Annotated in this window: 18 protein-coding genes; 4 read left to right on the forward strand and 14 right to left on the reverse strand. The window is 34.0% G+C overall.

What is annotated here, in order from left to right; all coding sequences use genetic code 11:
- Positions 1–86 precede the first annotated feature (86 nt).
- The 7 genes from atpB to ABJD27_RS21620 all read right to left on the reverse strand — a co-directional run bounded on the left by atpB (position 87) and on the right by ABJD27_RS21620 (position 7,294).
- Entirely contained in the window at positions 87–1,208 is a 1,122-nt protein-coding gene (gene atpB, locus ABJD27_RS21590; protein ID WP_348164496.1) for a F0F1 ATP synthase subunit A, read from the reverse strand.
- An 83-nt stretch (positions 1,209–1,291) separates the two neighbouring features.
- Entirely contained in the window at positions 1,292–1,699 is a 408-nt protein-coding gene (locus ABJD27_RS21595) for a DUF6168 family protein (RefSeq protein WP_348164499.1), read from the reverse strand.
- Complete coding sequence (locus ABJD27_RS21600) at positions 1,696–1,914, reverse strand: AtpZ/AtpI family protein (RefSeq protein WP_348164502.1); 219 nt, start codon at positions 1,912–1,914, stop codon at positions 1,696–1,698. Before ABJD27_RS21600 ends, ABJD27_RS21595 begins: the two co-directional genes overlap by 4 nt.
- On the reverse strand, positions 1,883–2,290 hold the full coding sequence (locus ABJD27_RS21605) for a polymer-forming cytoskeletal protein (protein ID WP_348164505.1): 408 nt from the start codon (positions 2,288–2,290) through the stop codon (positions 1,883–1,885). Before ABJD27_RS21605 ends, ABJD27_RS21600 begins: the two co-directional genes overlap by 32 nt.
- Positions 2,291–2,311: 21 nt before the next feature.
- Positions 2,312–4,795: a hypothetical protein gene (locus tag ABJD27_RS21610; protein ID WP_348164508.1), complete on the reverse strand. Its 2,484-nt coding sequence runs from the start codon at positions 4,793–4,795 to the stop codon at positions 2,312–2,314.
- A 317-nt stretch (positions 4,796–5,112) separates the two neighbouring features.
- Positions 5,113–5,820, reverse strand: coding sequence for an ABC transporter ATP-binding protein (locus tag ABJD27_RS21615; RefSeq protein ID WP_348164511.1), 708 nt, complete (start codon positions 5,818–5,820; stop codon positions 5,113–5,115).
- 4 nt (positions 5,821–5,824) lie between these two features.
- Positions 5,825–7,294, reverse strand: coding sequence for a DUF5687 family protein (locus ABJD27_RS21620; protein WP_348164514.1), 1,470 nt, complete (start codon positions 7,292–7,294; stop codon positions 5,825–5,827).
- A gap of 96 nt (positions 7,295–7,390) precedes the next feature.
- Between ABJD27_RS21620 and ABJD27_RS21625 the strand changes: the two genes are divergently transcribed.
- The 3 genes from ABJD27_RS21625 to ABJD27_RS21635 all read left to right on the forward strand — a co-directional run bounded on the left by ABJD27_RS21625 (position 7,391) and on the right by ABJD27_RS21635 (position 9,661).
- Positions 7,391–8,446 (forward strand): ferredoxin--NADP reductase, encoded by a 1,056-nt coding sequence (locus tag ABJD27_RS21625; protein ID WP_348164517.1) that lies wholly within the window; start codon positions 7,391–7,393, stop codon positions 8,444–8,446.
- Between the two features lie 238 nt (positions 8,447–8,684).
- Complete coding sequence (locus ABJD27_RS21630; protein WP_348164520.1) at positions 8,685–8,975, forward strand: hypothetical protein; 291 nt, start codon at positions 8,685–8,687, stop codon at positions 8,973–8,975.
- Complete coding sequence (locus ABJD27_RS21635; RefSeq protein WP_348164523.1) at positions 8,975–9,661, forward strand: ATP-binding cassette domain-containing protein; 687 nt, start codon at positions 8,975–8,977, stop codon at positions 9,659–9,661. The genes ABJD27_RS21630 and ABJD27_RS21635 overlap by 1 nt, the downstream gene beginning before the upstream one ends.
- A gap of 1 nt (position 9,662) precedes the next feature.
- On the opposite strand, the gene ABJD27_RS21640 is transcribed toward ABJD27_RS21635, so the two are convergent.
- From ABJD27_RS21640 to ABJD27_RS21665, 6 genes are all read right to left on the reverse strand, one after another.
- Positions 9,663–10,055: a hypothetical protein gene (locus ABJD27_RS21640; RefSeq protein ID WP_348164526.1), complete on the reverse strand. Its 393-nt coding sequence runs from the start codon at positions 10,053–10,055 to the stop codon at positions 9,663–9,665.
- Positions 10,056–10,251: 196 nt separating this feature from the next.
- On the reverse strand, positions 10,252–11,202 hold the full coding sequence (locus ABJD27_RS21645; protein WP_348164529.1) for a nitronate monooxygenase: 951 nt from the start codon (positions 11,200–11,202) through the stop codon (positions 10,252–10,254).
- Positions 11,203–11,254: 52 nt separating this feature from the next.
- Positions 11,255–12,298, reverse strand: a complete 1,044-nt coding sequence (locus ABJD27_RS21650) for a glycosyltransferase family 9 protein (RefSeq protein WP_348164532.1) — start codon at positions 12,296–12,298, stop codon at positions 11,255–11,257.
- A gap of 20 nt (positions 12,299–12,318) precedes the next feature.
- Positions 12,319–12,930 carry a DUF4254 domain-containing protein gene (locus ABJD27_RS21655; protein ID WP_348164534.1) on the reverse strand — a complete coding sequence of 204 codons (612 nt, stop codon included), beginning with the start codon at positions 12,928–12,930 and terminating at the stop codon, positions 12,319–12,321.
- Between the two features lie 4 nt (positions 12,931–12,934).
- Positions 12,935–13,930: a DNA adenine methylase gene (locus ABJD27_RS21660; protein WP_348164537.1), complete on the reverse strand. Its 996-nt coding sequence runs from the start codon at positions 13,928–13,930 to the stop codon at positions 12,935–12,937.
- Positions 13,931–14,069: 139 nt separating this feature from the next.
- Positions 14,070–14,996, reverse strand: coding sequence for a DUF6427 family protein (locus ABJD27_RS21665; protein ID WP_348164540.1), 927 nt, complete (start codon positions 14,994–14,996; stop codon positions 14,070–14,072).
- Positions 14,997–15,081: 85 nt separating this feature from the next.
- Between ABJD27_RS21665 and ABJD27_RS21670 the strand changes: the two genes are divergently transcribed.
- Positions 15,082–15,345 carry a uracil phosphoribosyltransferase gene (locus ABJD27_RS21670; RefSeq protein WP_348164543.1) on the forward strand — a complete coding sequence of 88 codons (264 nt, stop codon included), beginning with the start codon at positions 15,082–15,084 and terminating at the stop codon, positions 15,343–15,345.
- Here the strand turns inward: ABJD27_RS21670 and purD are convergent.
- Positions 15,340–16,608, reverse strand: a complete 1,269-nt coding sequence (gene purD, locus ABJD27_RS21675; protein WP_348164545.1) for a phosphoribosylamine--glycine ligase — start codon at positions 16,606–16,608, stop codon at positions 15,340–15,342. The two genes, ABJD27_RS21670 and purD, sit on opposite strands and share 6 nt — an antisense overlap.
- Positions 16,609–16,669: the final 61 nt, after the last annotated feature.

Consider the following 16,669-nt stretch of genomic DNA (forward strand, 5'->3'; position numbering starts at 1 on the left):
TGCTGATACTGCTTCTGTAGTTGTTTCTTGAAGAATTGCTAAAGACATAATTTAAATATATATAGTTAAAAAAATAAATTCGATTCTTAGTGATGCTCAGGCTCTTCTACCGCCATTCCGATAAATAAAGCTGAAAGCATCGTAAATATATAGGCTTGTAGAAACGCTACTAATAATTCTATAAGCATAATAAACAATGATAATACAAATGATAATATCGTAGATCCTACTGCAGTCATTTGCTCTTGCATTGTAATACCAATTGCAATAAGACTCATTAATACAATGTGTCCTGCTGTAATATTAGCAAATAAACGTACCGCTAATGAAAACGGCTTAATAATAAGCGTTCCTGCTAATTCTATAATAGCTAATACGGGTCTAAGTAAATAAGGAACTCCAGGCATCCATAATTGATGACTCCAGAAATGTCCATTACCACTTACTATATAGATGATAAATGTAAAAATGGCTAATGATGCTGTAATGGCTAATTGACCTGTTACATTAAATCCGAATGGTAATAATCCTAATAAGTTTGAAATCCAGATAAAAAAGAATACTGTCATTAAATATCCCGTAAACTTTCTGTATTTAGGACCAATGTTTGGCTTTGCTATTTCATCACGCACATACAATATCAGTGGCTCTAAAACTCTTCCAAAACCTGTAGGAATTGGTTTTTTCTTGTATTGCTTTGCTAATCCTCCAAACCACAGTAGCATTAACAACCCTAATAATAAGATTCCAAATACACTTTTAGTAATTGATAAATCAATTGGTGTAGAAGCGTTTGTTGCATGATGTGTTTCATCATTCATCTCAACCTTAGTCGCTCCTGCGTTCAATTCGTAAATCTTTCCGTGTAATCTCACGAATTGGCTACCGCCTTTTTCTACAATTTCTTTCCCTTCATCATCGTGATGAAAAGCAGAAGACATAAAAGCTGTTAATCCGTTTTCTCCCCAAAGAATTACTGGAAGTGGAAAACCTACATGATGTTCTTCTCCATCAGAGAAGTATGAAAACAAGTGAAAATCATGAGAATCCTTGACGTGATGTTGAATATACTCACTAATTTCTGCTTGAGTATTTACAGGATCTCCGTGACTATTTTGATCGTCTTTTTTATCTCCACCAGCAAAAGCTGTATATGAAATAAGTAAAATAAGACTTAAAGATGTAATTGTTTTTGATATTACCTTCATTCCTTTATAATTCCTTTATGATCCGAATAATGAGGTCTAAAATTCGGCGCAAAGATATGTATTATTTTTTGACTAAAAACACCTTATTTAGCATTTTTTAAAGGGCTTGTATTTTTCAACAACTTACTCATAAAAAATACTTCCAAAACAAGAGGTAAAATCATAGGAATCAACAAGTTAATGCTTTCTATATTTGTAAAAGAATCCTTAGTAAAAATATGTTTATAAAAAACAAAACAAAACAGCATGATCTTTAAAGCAACACTAACTAAATATAGAAATCCTAATTGATCTTTAAACTTCTCTGTTTTTGATAGTAGAAAAAGTAGTGTGCATAGCATTAAAGAAAAGATGCCATAAAACAGATACACTTTTTTTAAAGATATGGGTGATTCGTTAGCTACTTGCGAAAGTAATATGGTATGTATATTATATCCTATAAGAGATAATAATCCAAAGCCTATCGCATAAAACCCTATTTGTTTTATCATTTCTTATTAAGTCTATTTACACGATAAACAACCGAAAACATAGCTAAGAAAACGGCTATGATAGTTATGGTATCTTCTAAAAAAGTTTTCTCAAGTTTTACATCCATCCAAGATCCTAGAACGTTTCCTAAAAAGATGATCAACCCCATTTGCAAACCAATACCAGAAAAGATTGCCCAATTTTTAAGCGCTCCGTTCTCCTTGTTTTTTGCCATCTTTTGCAATGGATTTTAAATTGCCTTTCATATCACAAGAAGCATTAAAAGTAGCTCCAGGCTCAACGGCAAGCTTCCCTACTGTAACTTCTCCTTCTATACGCGCACTCGATTTAATAGATAATAAATTACTCACTTGTATCACTCCATCAATATGACCTTCTACATCTGCATCTTTACAAATAAGCGAACCTTTTACAATTCCTGTCTTGCCAATTACAATCTTATTCGGTGTATTGATATTGCCTTCTATTTCCCCATCTATACGAAAACCACCTTGAGATTCTATATCTCCAGTGATTTTTGTTCCTTGACTTATTCTATTCTGTTGGTTACTATGATCTGAATTCTTTCCTTTTTTATTATCTGAAAACATGTTAGGGGGGGGTATAGAGGGTTATTTTGTGCTTTGCTGTATATAGTCTTCTAGGTTTTTATGAAGTTGTACCAATTTATAATTTTCGGATGCTATAACGGTATTTCCTTTTGTTATTGGGGATTCAATGTCTTTGTTTATTGCTAACAACTCTGTGAGTCCTTCTGCTCGTGATTTACTGTCTAAATAATGTACAACAACAAAAGATTGTTTATCGTTATATACATCAAATGATGTTGCATAATTTGTATAGCCTAATTTTTCAAACGCTGCATCTAATTGTTCTCTTAGCGCTGTCGCACTTTGGATCTGAGAATTATCAAAAGCATAGAGTAATTTCCAGTTTACAGAGGTAGCCTCATCACTAAAACTAGTAAACTTCATTTTAGGAATTGCTTTGTTAAGTAATTGTTGTGCTTTCTTTCCTTCATCTGCACGAGGATAAGTAAGTGCCACATACTTCAAGGCTTCACCATAGGCTTTATATCCTTTATACCTACCTATTGTCATCGCTTTAAGCAATTCAAATTTTGGCAAATACGGATCGCCAAAAAACAATTCTATTTTTTCATCAAGACTTGTTAATAATGGCCCATAACGTTGGTTCTGAAATTCTCTAAACAACCCATTATAAATAGCTTCTGGAGAAGATGCATCTTGCTCTAATGCTATTTCAGGATTATTTATAATAGATGCATAACGCGAATCCGGGTAGTTTGATGTAATGTCATTTTTATATAGATTCTGCTTTGTAGCATCTTCCATTTGATCATATATCTGATACAGATTATATTTTGAAGGCAAAATCAATTGTTCTTCAGGGCTTAAATCTAGAAGTTTTTCTAATCTATTAGCCGCTAGTGGATATTCTTTAAACTTCTCTTTATAAATAAGACCTAATTGAAAATAAGCAAAATCACGTTCTTTTTTAAGACTGTCTACCGCTTTTTCTCCCTTAGGAATTAACGCCATATAATCATCTACCGTAAGAGAAGAATCTTCTTCACCAGGACCTCCTAAAGATGGAAGTGTTTTTGAATCTAAAGAAACACTTTGTTTTGCAGAAATACGCCACCCATCTGCTGAAGCTCTCTTTCCCCAACGCTTTCTAAAAGCTTGTCTACCATAAGCAACGGCTGTGGTATTATAAAAATAGAACTCTCCTACTTGACCTCCTCCAGAACGTGGAAACCCACCAGTAGTAGACTTATCCGTATTGCTTTTATAAAACTCGTTATTTCTAATTTCCTCTACACGATTTATAGAATCCTGAAGCTCTTTTGCTTTAATTTTTGCGATATACTCTTGAAAAAATTTGCGCTGGTCTTCTTCTGGAAGTGACGTCAACTTCATAATACTATCATTACGCTGTGTGAGTTCTTCATATTTAATAACATCTGTCAAATTTTCTCTCTTCTTACGAATAAGCCTAAATTCTCTCGTATTATTATCTAGGGCACCCATCACACTATCATAATAAGAACCTGCTGTTTGATATTGTGCACTATCAAAGTTATACTCAGCTAATGCTAGATAATCTCTAGAATTAAGATATTTATCTTGAGAATCTTGTCTTAATGATTTATTATAGTTTGCAAGTGCAGAATCTACCTGGTTTGTCTTCTCATAATACTCTGCTTTTGCATAGTATATTTTATCTAAGAAAGGTCTATTTTCTCTATTATTTTCTAGTTTTTCTAACAATTCAAGCAATACCAATTGATCATTATTATCATAATCAAAATTACGAGCTTGTTCTATATGAGCATTGATTAAATATTTACGAGGAATTTTTCTGTTTAAATCTATCACTTCTTGAAAAGCAAGATTTGCACTGTCCTTATGTCCTAAGTTATTATATAACTGCCCTTTTATATAGTTGTATCTACCACGCTCTTCATTTTTCTTTGTAAGTGTCGTAGCTTCCTTCATATAGATAAGTGCCGTATCTTTATGTTTAAGGTTAAGGTATGCTTGCGCTAAAATGGCATAAGCATCTGCTTTATCTTGATCCTTAAGTTTGTCCTCTATTTTAAAAATCTTTAAAAGATTTTCAATAGCAACCTCGTTATTCTCTAATCGAATATTTGCTTTCTCTTTCCAGATTTTGGCTTGCGCAATATTATTACTCTTTGGATAATATGCCAATACGTAATTAAATGCTTCTAGCGCAGGAACAAAACGTTGATCATAGTATCGTGATTTTCCTAATAAGAGAAAAGCTTCATCTATTTGGGGATTGTATTCTTCCCCATCTATTTTCATAGAATGCTTTTGTATCGCTTTTATTGCTTTCTCTTCTGCTTTTAAGAAGTTAGGATCTCCATCATCTTCATTTAAACGAATTGAAATCTCTTCGTCAAAAGCAATACGCTCTATAGGTAAGATATCCCAATAGTTGTCATTAAAAGTAGAGATTAAAGACTCTTGCCCTAGATCTAGAGCAATCTGTCCATTGTATAATGTATTATACTCTGTAGTGACCGCATGAAAGTTACGACTCACAAAAGAGTTTTTTTTACGAGAGCAGCTTGTTAAGAACAAAACTGCAAAAAGAACACAACAAACGTATTTTATAAGTAATTTCAAACCTAGATCGTTTTTTGATAAAAACAGAAAATGTCCATTTTTAGTATGGAAGCCTGTAAAAATACACTTCTTTTTGAAAAAACCGAAGGTTACATCTTTAAAATTGGAGTATTTAGACATCTCATACCATATAATTTAACAAGAACAAACGCTATTTTGCTCAGAAAATACATCCTGAGCAAAATAGCGTTTGTTATAAATTACATGTTTATACTTAAAACAAAGAGTGATTTTTAAATCACTTCTTCTCTAGAAAAATAATTTTCAAGCTCCTTTAATGTTTCTGGAGACGTCATAATATCTTTTACTTGTTCCCCTTTTTCTAGTACGACAATACGCTCACAAACTTCTGTCACATGTTGCAAATCATGACTCGACACCAGTACAGTAACATCTTTATTTGTCGCTAGTTTTTTAATGATCCCTTTTAAGCGTATTTGTGTTGTAGGATCTAGATTTGCAAAAGGCTCATCTAGAATAATAACTTCGGGATTCCCTATTAAGGTGGCTACAATTCCTACTTTCTTTTGATTTCCTTTAGAAAGATCTCTTAAATACTTACGCTTTCCGATAATCTCGTCATTAAAAAAATCTTCAAATCCAGCAAGAAGAGCATTAACATCTGCTTTGTTTTCTCCTCGTAAATCTCCTATAAAATAAAAATACTCCTCAGGCGTAAGATATCCTATTAAGAACGTCTCGTCTATAAATGAAGCAGTATGTGTTTTCCACTCTTCACTTGTATTTACTTCAAATCCTCCGTTCTTGATGTATCCAGTTGTAGGCTGGATAAGATCTAGTAGACTGCTAAATAAGGTTGTTTTTCCAGCCCCATTATTTCCTACAAGTCCAAAAGCTTGTCCTTTAGGAATGCTTATACGTTCTAAGTTTAAAACGCTTACTCCGTTATAGCTTTTTGATAAATTATGTATCTCGATCATAGTCTTATTTTTTTTGTTTGTAGGCGTCTAATGTTTTATACTTTTCTTTCTTGTAGATCTTAATGATCATATTAAATACTTTATCTCTAAATGCAAATCCTGCAAGTCCTGCGATTGCTACAAGAGCAAATCCAGAGACAGGTCCTAATGTAAAATGCCCTATTGCATAAAGCGCCATAGGCCCAAGCATTTTAGGTAAACTTATAAGTAATGTTTTTACATTAAATGCACTCTTGTCTCCAAAGGCTTTCTTACCACTTGTAAGATCAATAGGTGTTTTTATATACGCACCCCCTAATAACACTAAATGTGCATTAACTCCCATATTAAAAATGGCACCTACGACAATTGCAGCTAGCACTTCCCATCCAAAATATAGGTAAGGAATACACAATATGGTAGATATTCCGGTCGCAATAACCACTAGTAACCATTTTGATCGCAAGTATTCTTTATATCTAATGTTTTGCGTCATCATTAATGGATAGTACGCACTATCCCAACTAGGTACAAATTGTCCAAAACTAAATAAGAATCCTCCTGTTACAAAAACAGCTGCAAACATTCTCCAAAATGGTCCATCATATACTTCTATAGCATTTCCAAAAAACAACAACCCATAAAAGAGAAATAACACACTCATAAACACCGTTGTTTTAGAACGCTTATTACGAAGGATTAATTTAAGGTCATTCTTTAAGAATGTAGATAGTTTTCCAAAACGATCTAGCCATTCCATATTTTCTGTAGTAGCAGTCGCTGTCTTTTTAGACAAGCCCGCATCTAGATATAGACGTTTTTTGAAGTATATAAAAGCATAGTAAGCAACCCCAATAAGAATTAGTATAGGAATGATAGCCATCCAAGGTGCTTCATATAATCCTTGAAAAAACAGCTTCGTATATTCTGTAACATCAAAATAACCATAGAACTGTAATCCTCCTAAAATTACAAATACAGTTCCCAAAATCACGACAAGAGCCGTTTCATCATTTAAGAACACATTGATAAAATTATTGATATAAATCAATGCCATAATACCAAGATGCCATCCTACGACTCCTAAAAAGCTATAATCTTGAGCAACAAGAATAATACTAAACGGAATAAAGAAAAACGCGTGCATTATGTTAAAGAAAGACAGCACTGTTTTTCCCAAAGCAAAATTTACAATTTTACTTTTATTAAAAGGCATGAGTAACATAGGTTTTATGTTAATCACCGGCATTTTCTGGAAGAAGTAACGTAATACTAAATCTAGGATTATATAATAAATCAGAAATTTATTTACGGTCTCTAGAGGCTCTAATTCCATTTTTTCAAGTCCAAAGAATAATCCAATTCCGAGTCCCGCAAATACAAAAATAAAATAGAGAGCTCCCAACCCCATCAGGATTTTAAGGAACACATTTACTTGAAAAGAGGCACTTCTAAAAAATGCTTTCCATTCTAAATTTAGAAATTGTTTAATCATTTGCTCTTGATTGTTTATGTGCTGTTAGTGTTTAAAAAATGTGAAATGTTACATCTTCATCGTAATCCTTTGTATTTTTGCGCACAAAAATATACAATGTCAGACTTTCATAAACTTACTATACAATCGATTACCAGAGAAACAGCGCAAGCAATTTCTGTTGGTTTTTCGATCCCTTCAGATTTAAAAGACGTTTTTAGTTACCTAGCTGGACAATATATCACATTAAAAACAACCATTAATGGTACCGAGATACGTCGTGCATATTCCATTTGTAGCACCCCACAAAGTGGAGAATTACGTGTTGCGATCAAAGAAGTAGAAAATGGCACTTTTTCTGTCTATGCAAACAAGGAATTGAAAGAAGGGGATACGATTGAAGTCTCTGCTCCCGAAGGTAGGTTTGTTCTAGATTCCGCTTTCGCGAAAGCAAAAAAAACCTATCTCACCTTTGCTGCAGGCTCTGGAATTACTCCTATTATGAGTATGATCAAGACCGTTCTTGAAAACTCTTCAGAAAGTGAATTTGTACTTGTTTACGGAAACAAACGTCCAGAGGATGCTATTTTTAGAGATGAGTTACTAGCATTACGAAACCAATATAATGATCGTTTTTCTATAGAATTTATTTACAGTCAGTCACGTGAAGATGGTGCTCATTTTGGACGTATTATGAAGTCTACAGTTAATTTTGTAGTCAAAAACAAATATGCTTCCCACAACTTTAATGACGTATACTTATGTGGTCCAGAAGCCATGATTCAAGAAGTAACAACAGTATTAAAAGACAATGGTACTGCTGATTCAAATATCCATTTCGAACTTTTTACCGCTTCTACAGAAGAAGTCGTGATAGAGGAAGCTTTAGATGGGAAATCACATATTAAAGTCCTTGTAGATGATGAGGAATTTGAATTTACGATGGGACAAGATGTGATTATTCTGGATGCAGCACTAGATGAAAATATAGACGCACCTCATTCCTGCCAAGGAGGGGTTTGTAGTAGTTGTATCGCTCGTGTCACAGAAGGAGCAGCTGTAATGGAAAAAAATCAGATTCTTACTGATAGTGAAGTTGCCGAAGGTCTTATTCTTACGTGTCAAGCACATCCTACCTCAGCAAAAGTAGTGATAGATTATGATGATGTTTAAAAAAAGATCGTTCACTTCGTTCTCTTTTAGAATATAGATCGCGTGCGTTGCTCGCTGTTAGAGTATAGATGTTGGAAACACCCTCATTCTAATCTTCTCATTAAAAGAAAAGGGTTATAAAATTAAAAAATAGAGTAATACTCTATTTTTTAAATCTTGATTCCAGATACATTCCTAGAATAAAATATTACCATTTCTTTTAGATTTTTAAAATTCTGAATTTGTAATTTCCGCATATATGTGGACCTATTATCGGGATGTAACTTTATATACACTAGCGATCACATTGCTTACTTCACTTGCTAGTGTAGCGATGTATGATTCTTTCAGTGCTGGTTTGTTTAATGCTGTTTTGATTTTTGGAGTTTTTGGAACGGGTCTAGGCGTATTAGCTTTTAATTATTTCCAAAAAGCGCAATACTATATGTATCACAATTTAGGGTTTACCAAGACTGATTTGATAATGCGTGCTTGGTTTGTAAACCTTGCTATTGCCATCATACTTCTTGTAATTATCAGTCTGTTCTAATGAAGAAAGTATTACAACTACGTCATGTCCAGAAGAGGTTCGGAAAAAAAGAAGTTTTAAAAAACGTTTCTTTTAATGTCGCTCAAGGCGAAATTTTAAGTGTTTTTGGACGCAATGGCTCTGGTAAATCTACATTACTCAAAATTCTTTTTGGCACTTTAAAAGCAACAAAAATACATCTAGAAATAAATGGAAAGCACATCCCTCCTAAAAAAGTCATTCCAAATCAACTTATTGGATATTTGCCTCAAGATAATTTTTTACCTAGGCACCTTAAAGTACGTGATGTGATTCCTTTATTTCATCCTGATGGGGATGATCAAGATTTAATTTTTAGAGCACCCTTTGTAGAACGCATCGCTACTCGCAAAATAGGAACTTTATCTCTCGGAGAGCTTCGGTATTTTGAGTTGTTACTTGTGGCACATCTAAATCATCCATTTTTATTACTAGATGAACCCTTCTCTATGATCGAACCTCTATACAAAGAGGTCATCAAGGAATTTTTGCTTTCGCTTACTGAAACAAGTTCAGCACAAGTTTCGCCAAAAAAAGGAATTCTCCTCACAGATCATTATTATAGAGATGTTCTGGACATTTCTGATCGTAATCTGGTGCTAGTAGATGGGGTTTCTCAAACCGCTACTAGTGTAGAAGATTTGAAAAGAATGGGATATTTAAAATAGCTTATTGATAACAAGGAATTGTTAGCATTTCTCTTTTTCCTGACCGACTGATAAAAGCCATTGTTGCGCTATCCGTCTTCTTTATCACTTGCTGACCTATAAAACTTTTTTTAAGAACTTCCTGAGGGGTTTCAAAATCATAAACAAAACCCTTTTGCACACTATCTATCGTTCTGAAGCTTACTCTTTGATAGTTTTTTGAAATTTCAAAGACAAATGCTTCAAACTCAAATCCTAGTTCGGCTTTGCACTCAAAAGAATTACGGTATTCTGTTGTTCTCATTTTTTCTAATAACATACTACCTCCTATCCCAACAAGTCCAACTATGATAATAACAGCTACAGGAATTGCCCTACGCTTACTATAATGATTCTTAATTTTATTGGAAATCATCTTTTTATTTGCAGATTTGGTGATACTCTTTTGAAGCGTCGTTTTTCAGTCGCTTTTAAATAAGAAGTATCTTTTGTTTTCTTTTTCTATTCTTGTTTGTATTATGAATACACGTACTATTAAATTATAGCAATAATTTAATATATAAAAATAGCAAAAAAAAGATTGTACTTTTTTAGAGAGAGAAATCTAAATTTTAGATAAATCGTTTTATAATTGTCTTTACAGGCTCAATTGCTGTTGTTTCTTCTATAGATGGCCCTGCAACCCAAACGGTTTTATAAGTGGCGCCCTGAGCTGCTTTTGTAGTATCCCGCATCCCTTTTGCAAAACGAATCATCTTCACCCACTTTTTAAGTTTCTTATTCTTATTAAGAATACCTTCCAACCAGGTTTGTTTTGTTCCTATTTTTTGGACATAGGGTGTGTTAATTACCGTACAAGGAGTTCCAGATATTTTTTGTGTCATCACAATATCATCTGCTCCATAATCTACACAGGCTTGTTTATAATCTTGAGATACTGGCGCTTCTTCACTTGCTATAAAAGGGCTTCCTATACTTGCTCCGATTGCTCCGTAAGAAATAGCTCTATCAAGATCTTCTTTATTACTTACACCTCCTGCTGTAATGACAGGAATCGTACAGTTTTCATCTAATTCTTTAATTAAATCTTCTGGAGTCGCATCTCCACGATGTCCTCCTGCTAGATTGTTTACCGCCACTAATGCATCGCATCCCATGGCTTCTACTTTTTTAGAATATGCAAGGTCTACAACATCACAAAACACTTTAATTCCTTTTGGTTTTGCGCTTTCTATCACCTGTCTTGGACTTCCTAGAGAGGTAATGATAAAATCAACACCTAGTTCGCAGGCTGCTTCTAGTTGTGCAGGATATTTTAAATTTGATTTATTGACAATAAGATTGATTCCAAAAGCGCCACCAGGTACTTTTGCAGCTTTCAATTCTAGAATAGCTGCTTTCAATTCTTCTATCGTTCTATAATTAAGAGCTGGCACACAGGCTGCAACTCCAGATTCCATTCCTGCAGTAAGCATAGCTACATTAGACACCAAAAACATAGGTGCCATAATAATAGGATGCTTTATATCAAGAAGTTCTGTAAGTGGCATTTTCTGGCTCATAATCTTTTATTTAATAACTCAAAGATACAAAATATTATGCATGCATAATAAATTATATACTGCTTATCATTTTTGTCACAATAGTTTCTGGTAATATCGTTCGCATAACATCTTCATATCCTTCAGGCACTTTATTTCCATAGATAGATGTAGGAATGGCTGGATATTGGACTCTATCTGAAAGCAGACAGTTTGCTTCTTGTTTAAAAGGGGCAAATCCAGCATAAGGATGTGTAACTCCCCATACACTTACTGTAGGAACATCATACATAGCCGCAAGATGTCCATTACCACTATCCATAGAGAGCATCCCGTTTAGTTGAGATATCAAATTAATTTCTTCTGGAAATTTGAGCATTCCTGCAACTACGGTTGCATTTTTACAACCGTCTATCAGTGTTGTCAAGATTTCTTTTTCATTAGGTGCTCCAAATAAAAAAAGGTGTATTGCAGATTGTTTGTCAAGTTCTTGAATGACTTCCTTCATCAAATCTAGAGGATATTGTTTGCCTTGGTGTGCTGCAAAAGGAGCTATTCCAACTTTTTTACCATCTTTATCTAAGAGTAGTTTTATTACAGCATCTTGAGGAATTGGTTCTGGTACTATTTCTGGTTTGATGTCTGTAAATCCTAGTGTTTCAAAAACATCAACATACCTTTGTATGGTTGTTTTTAAAGGCTCAAACACTTTGTTATTTGCTTGTGTTAGCGCTTTTTTTTCTTCTCTTCCTTTTTCTATACGAGCGCTTGGAAGTCCTAAAAAAGTTCTAAGAAGTTTTGAGCGAAGTACATTATGAGTGTCTGCTACGTGGGTAATTCCAAGAGATTTTAATTCGCGAGATAATTTCCAAATACCACCTATGCCTTTATGTACATCTTTTGTTTTGGCAGCAACAAAATGCACATTGGGTAATGTGTCTATAATAGACTTAAAAAAAGGTTTAGAAAGAAATGTAATTTTTGTTTCTGGGTACGCTTTCGCGAAAGCGTATATCACAGGAATCAACATCGCCACATCTCCCATAGCCGAAAGCCGAATAACAAGGATATGTTTTTGTTGTTGCATGTGATCTCTCTCGCCTAAATCCTCTCCCAAAGGGAGAAAGCTTTTTTGATCTATTTTTTTATGTTACGTAATACGGGATTAAGCTCATCATCATTATACATCTTCATTTGTTTATATACTTTCATATACTTATCTCCGTGTGCAATGTCACTTAACAATGTGTCTATGGCTGTAGAAAGGTCAACGCGCTGTTCTAACAGAATATCTAGTTTAACACCACAAGCATCTCTGTGTTCTTGTGAAGCTTCTGAGCGTGTTGCTTCTTCGTGCATATGGTATACTTTAAGAGCAAGAATAGATAAACGATCTATTCCCCAGGCAGGGCTTTCTGTATTAATCGTAGCGTCTTCTTTTACCTGTACACCATTATGCTTATCAAGAAAGTAACTGTCTATATACTCTACCATATCTGTACGATCTTGGTTTGAAGCATCTATTTTTCGCTTTAAAGTAAGTGCCGCTACTGGGTCTATTTGTGGATCACGAATGATATCTTCATAGTGCCATTGTACTGTATCTATCCAACATTTACGGTATAAAAGATGACATATTAAATCTTCTTCTTTTTTGTATTTGTTTTCAAAAGGTTGATCTACCGTATTTAAGATATGGTAGTTTTCTATGGCTTCTCTAAAAATACGATTTGCTTTATCTGTAAACATAGTTTTACTTTTCTAAAATGTGTAAATATTCTGTAGTACTCGTTGCTTTATGATTTCGATTTTCGGTTTTGTCTGCCTTAAATCTTTTATAATCCGTGGTAGCAAGGTCATATTTTCCATAATCCCCCATAACACGTCTTACCACATTAGGAGGCATTAAACCTTCATTATTATAACTTAAAAAAATGTATTTAAATTGTGCATTTTTTATAAGCTCTTCAAAAGCATTTACCACTTTTACGCTACTACAATAGGCACTTTTATTATAGGTTCTTAAACCTGTTTTGCCTCTTGGTGCAAAGGTATCATATTTTGCAATAGTATTAAGCACATGATAGTTTGCTCCGTATTGTCTTGCATTATACGGTGGATCTAGGTATAAAATATCTCCTTCTATCTTTTTTATAAGTGTATTTCCATCTTCCTGAAATACACGATGACTTGACGATGTTTTCTCAAAATGTGCAGGTTCTAATATCATTGTTCTTGCCGCAGACTTTTTTATTTTCTTTAAATAAGCGCCATATATAGAAGCTGTATTTGCGATTTTATCGGCGCTTTCAATAAGAGAGGCTAGTAGGAAAAAATAGTCGTCTTCGGTTATAGTATTTGCATTCCTCCAGGTTTCTATTTCTATACGTATAGCATCTATCTTTTGTGCATTTGCTTTTGAAAAATAGAGCCGTTTTCCTATACCTCCTTCGCCATATTGTTGAGAAATAAAACCTTGGACTCCTTCTAATTTATTAAGAATACTAAAATAAGAAGCGATGTCTGTCTCTTTGTGGTTTCCTATATAGTTTCTATTTAAAACATAACTATAATACTCTAGGTCATTTGCTATGACAGATCCCACAAGAGGTTTAAAATTACGTCCTACACTTCCAGTTCCTGCAAAAAGATCACAAAACACAGTATGACTTATATTTTCTCCACAAACATCAGTCACAGCTGTTTTTATAAAGTCAGAAAGTCTATGTTTTGATCCTATATAATTCATTTTGTAGTCCAAATGATATCAATAAGTAATGCATCATTGGTGTGCAAATGTAAGGAGATCATATGATCTTCTATCTTATAGCGTATATGTGTCTTTGTTGTCATTTTAAGTAATTCCTATTTTTCTCAGGTTATTGTATTTAAGATAATACATAACGCACAAAAGGGAGTACAACAATAATCCAAAGCAAAAACTCTTTAAACAGCTTACCTCTAGCATTTTCGAGGTAATTTGTCATAATAATAGCTAAAGGAATAAGAAAGAAATACCACTCTGCTCCTGTTTTATCATATGTTATTAAAACAAGACATATTGCTAGAATAGCCATAAAAAAAACAAGTAAGTACAAAGGACGTTGCGCCATAGCAACTTTTTTTGAATCTTGCAGATATCTAAAAATAGTCCACAAAAAGAGTGTAGAAAAAACAGCTATAGGAAGTAACACTTCAAAAGAAGAATACTTTGAAAAATCAAAAGAAAAATCATCTACAATATCTAATATAAATGATTGATCCCCTCCTATATAAATGACATAACACGTACTTAATATCGCTACACAGGTTACAGATAGTAATGGTATAAACCAATATCGTACCGTACTTCCTCCATAAAAGAGAAGTCCTGCAAGTAATACAATAAAAAAAGTACTTGTCCAGAAATAAGTTATTGTTGCAAGACATAACCAAAGTCCCGCATCAAATAATTTCCGTTCCATATGTAATCCAGATCTAAAACTTAAAATACGTCTCATAGCTAGCATAATAAACACTCCACTTATAAGGACTTCTGCATTTTTCAATGCTTCAGGTAATGCAGATGCAAATGCTGCAAACAGTAGTATTCTGTAGGAACTAGGCTTGGTGAGATCGTTTTTTTGAGAAATAAAATTCAGAATAAACATGGTCATAACAAACAACAACCACAATCCTATAGTTTGCATTAAAACAGACCAAGAAAACCCTTCAGAAAAACGAGAATTATTAGCTACAAAAAAGTTTATTGTCATATATCCTAACACAATAACAGTGTGTATTGGTTTTGATGTGCTAAAAAAGCTTGTGAGCATAGGTGGTTTTTTCTATTTTTGCGCTATCGTAGAATAAATATATCTACGTATAGCTAAGATACCATTATTGTAAACATACGAACTTATGAGTTTGAAAGGATTTTTTGAAGGAATACAAGCATTTGCAGAAGAAACGTTATTTGCACCGTTTAACGCACTGGCAGAAACAGAACTTACTAACTGGTGGGGAGCAAATGGCATCAACTGGATATTTATGCTTATTTGTTGTGCTGCCATTATATACTGGATGCGTCAACTTATGGATCATAATGCCGAAGGAGAAGAGCGTCGCGATGCAATTTCTCACGGTTTCTTAGGAAAAGATAGCGAGTTAGATCATAAATTATAGGTCAAAACCTATATCTGTACGATAATACATCCTATCAAAATGTAGTTTTTCTATATTTTGATAGGATTTTTTTATGGCATCTTTAAAATTATTGTCAAAAGAAGTTACTGCAATCACACGTCCTCCATTTGTAACAATATCTCCGTCTTTAGTTACTGTTCCTGCATGAAATACAATAGAATCCTCAACAGTATCTATTCCTGAAATCACTTTTCCTTTATCATATGCTTCCGGATATCCTCCAGAAACAAGCATAACTGTTGTAGCCGATCTTTCATCTATTTCTAAGGTTTCATTTGATAATGTCCCTTCCGAAGTTGCTTTAAACAACTGTACAAGATCACTCTTAATACGAGGCAAAACAACTTCTGTCTCTGGGTCGCCCATACGGACATTATACTCTATCACTTTAGGGTCATCCCCCACTTTAATCAACCCTATAAAGACAAATCCTTTATATTCTATATTTTCTTTTACAAGACCATCAATCGTTGGTTTTACAATACGCTCTTCTATTTTTTGCATAAGAACAGCATCTACAAAAGGTACTGGACTTATTGCACCCATACCTCCCGTATTTAATCCGGTATCTCCTTCACCTATACGCTTATAATCTTTTGCCGTTGGAAGGACTTTATAATTCTTACCATCTGTAAGAACAAAAACACTCAATTCTATACCGTCTAAAAACTCTTCGATGACAACTGTAGTACTCGCATCTCCAAACTTTCCATCGAGCATCTTTGCCAGTTCTTCTTTTGCTTCATTAAGATCTTGTATAATAAGTACTCCTTTTCCTGCTGCGAGTCCATCTGCTTTTAATACATACGGTGCCTGAAGTGTTTCAAGAAATGCTTGCCCTTCTGCAAGAGTCGCAGCTGTAAAGCTTTCATAAGCAGCTGTTGGAATTCCATGTGCTATCATAAACTCTTTGGCACGTTCTTTACTCCCTTCTAATTCGGCTCCTACTTTTGATGGGCCAATCACAGCTACGTTCTTTAATTGAGCATCTGCTTTAAAAAAGTCATACACTCCTTGTACTAGCGGATCTTCTGGTCCCACAACAACCATCTCAATAGCTTCTTTAATAACCAGTGTTTTAATAGCCTCAAAATCTGTGACTCCTAATGCAACATTTGTAGCTATTTGTGCAGTTCCTGCATTTCCAGGAGCTACAAATAAGGTGTCACAAAGTGGGCTTTGCGCTATCTTATATGCAAATGTATGTTCTCTTCCGCCAGATCCTAAGATTAAAATATTCATCGAGTGTTGTTTTTTATCAGAGTGCAAAAATAATTGTTTGTATTTTGGTTGACTAATATTC

Source organism: Dokdonia sp., assembly GCF_039945015.1.
Lineage (GTDB): Bacteria > Bacteroidota > Bacteroidia > Flavobacteriales > Flavobacteriaceae > Dokdonia.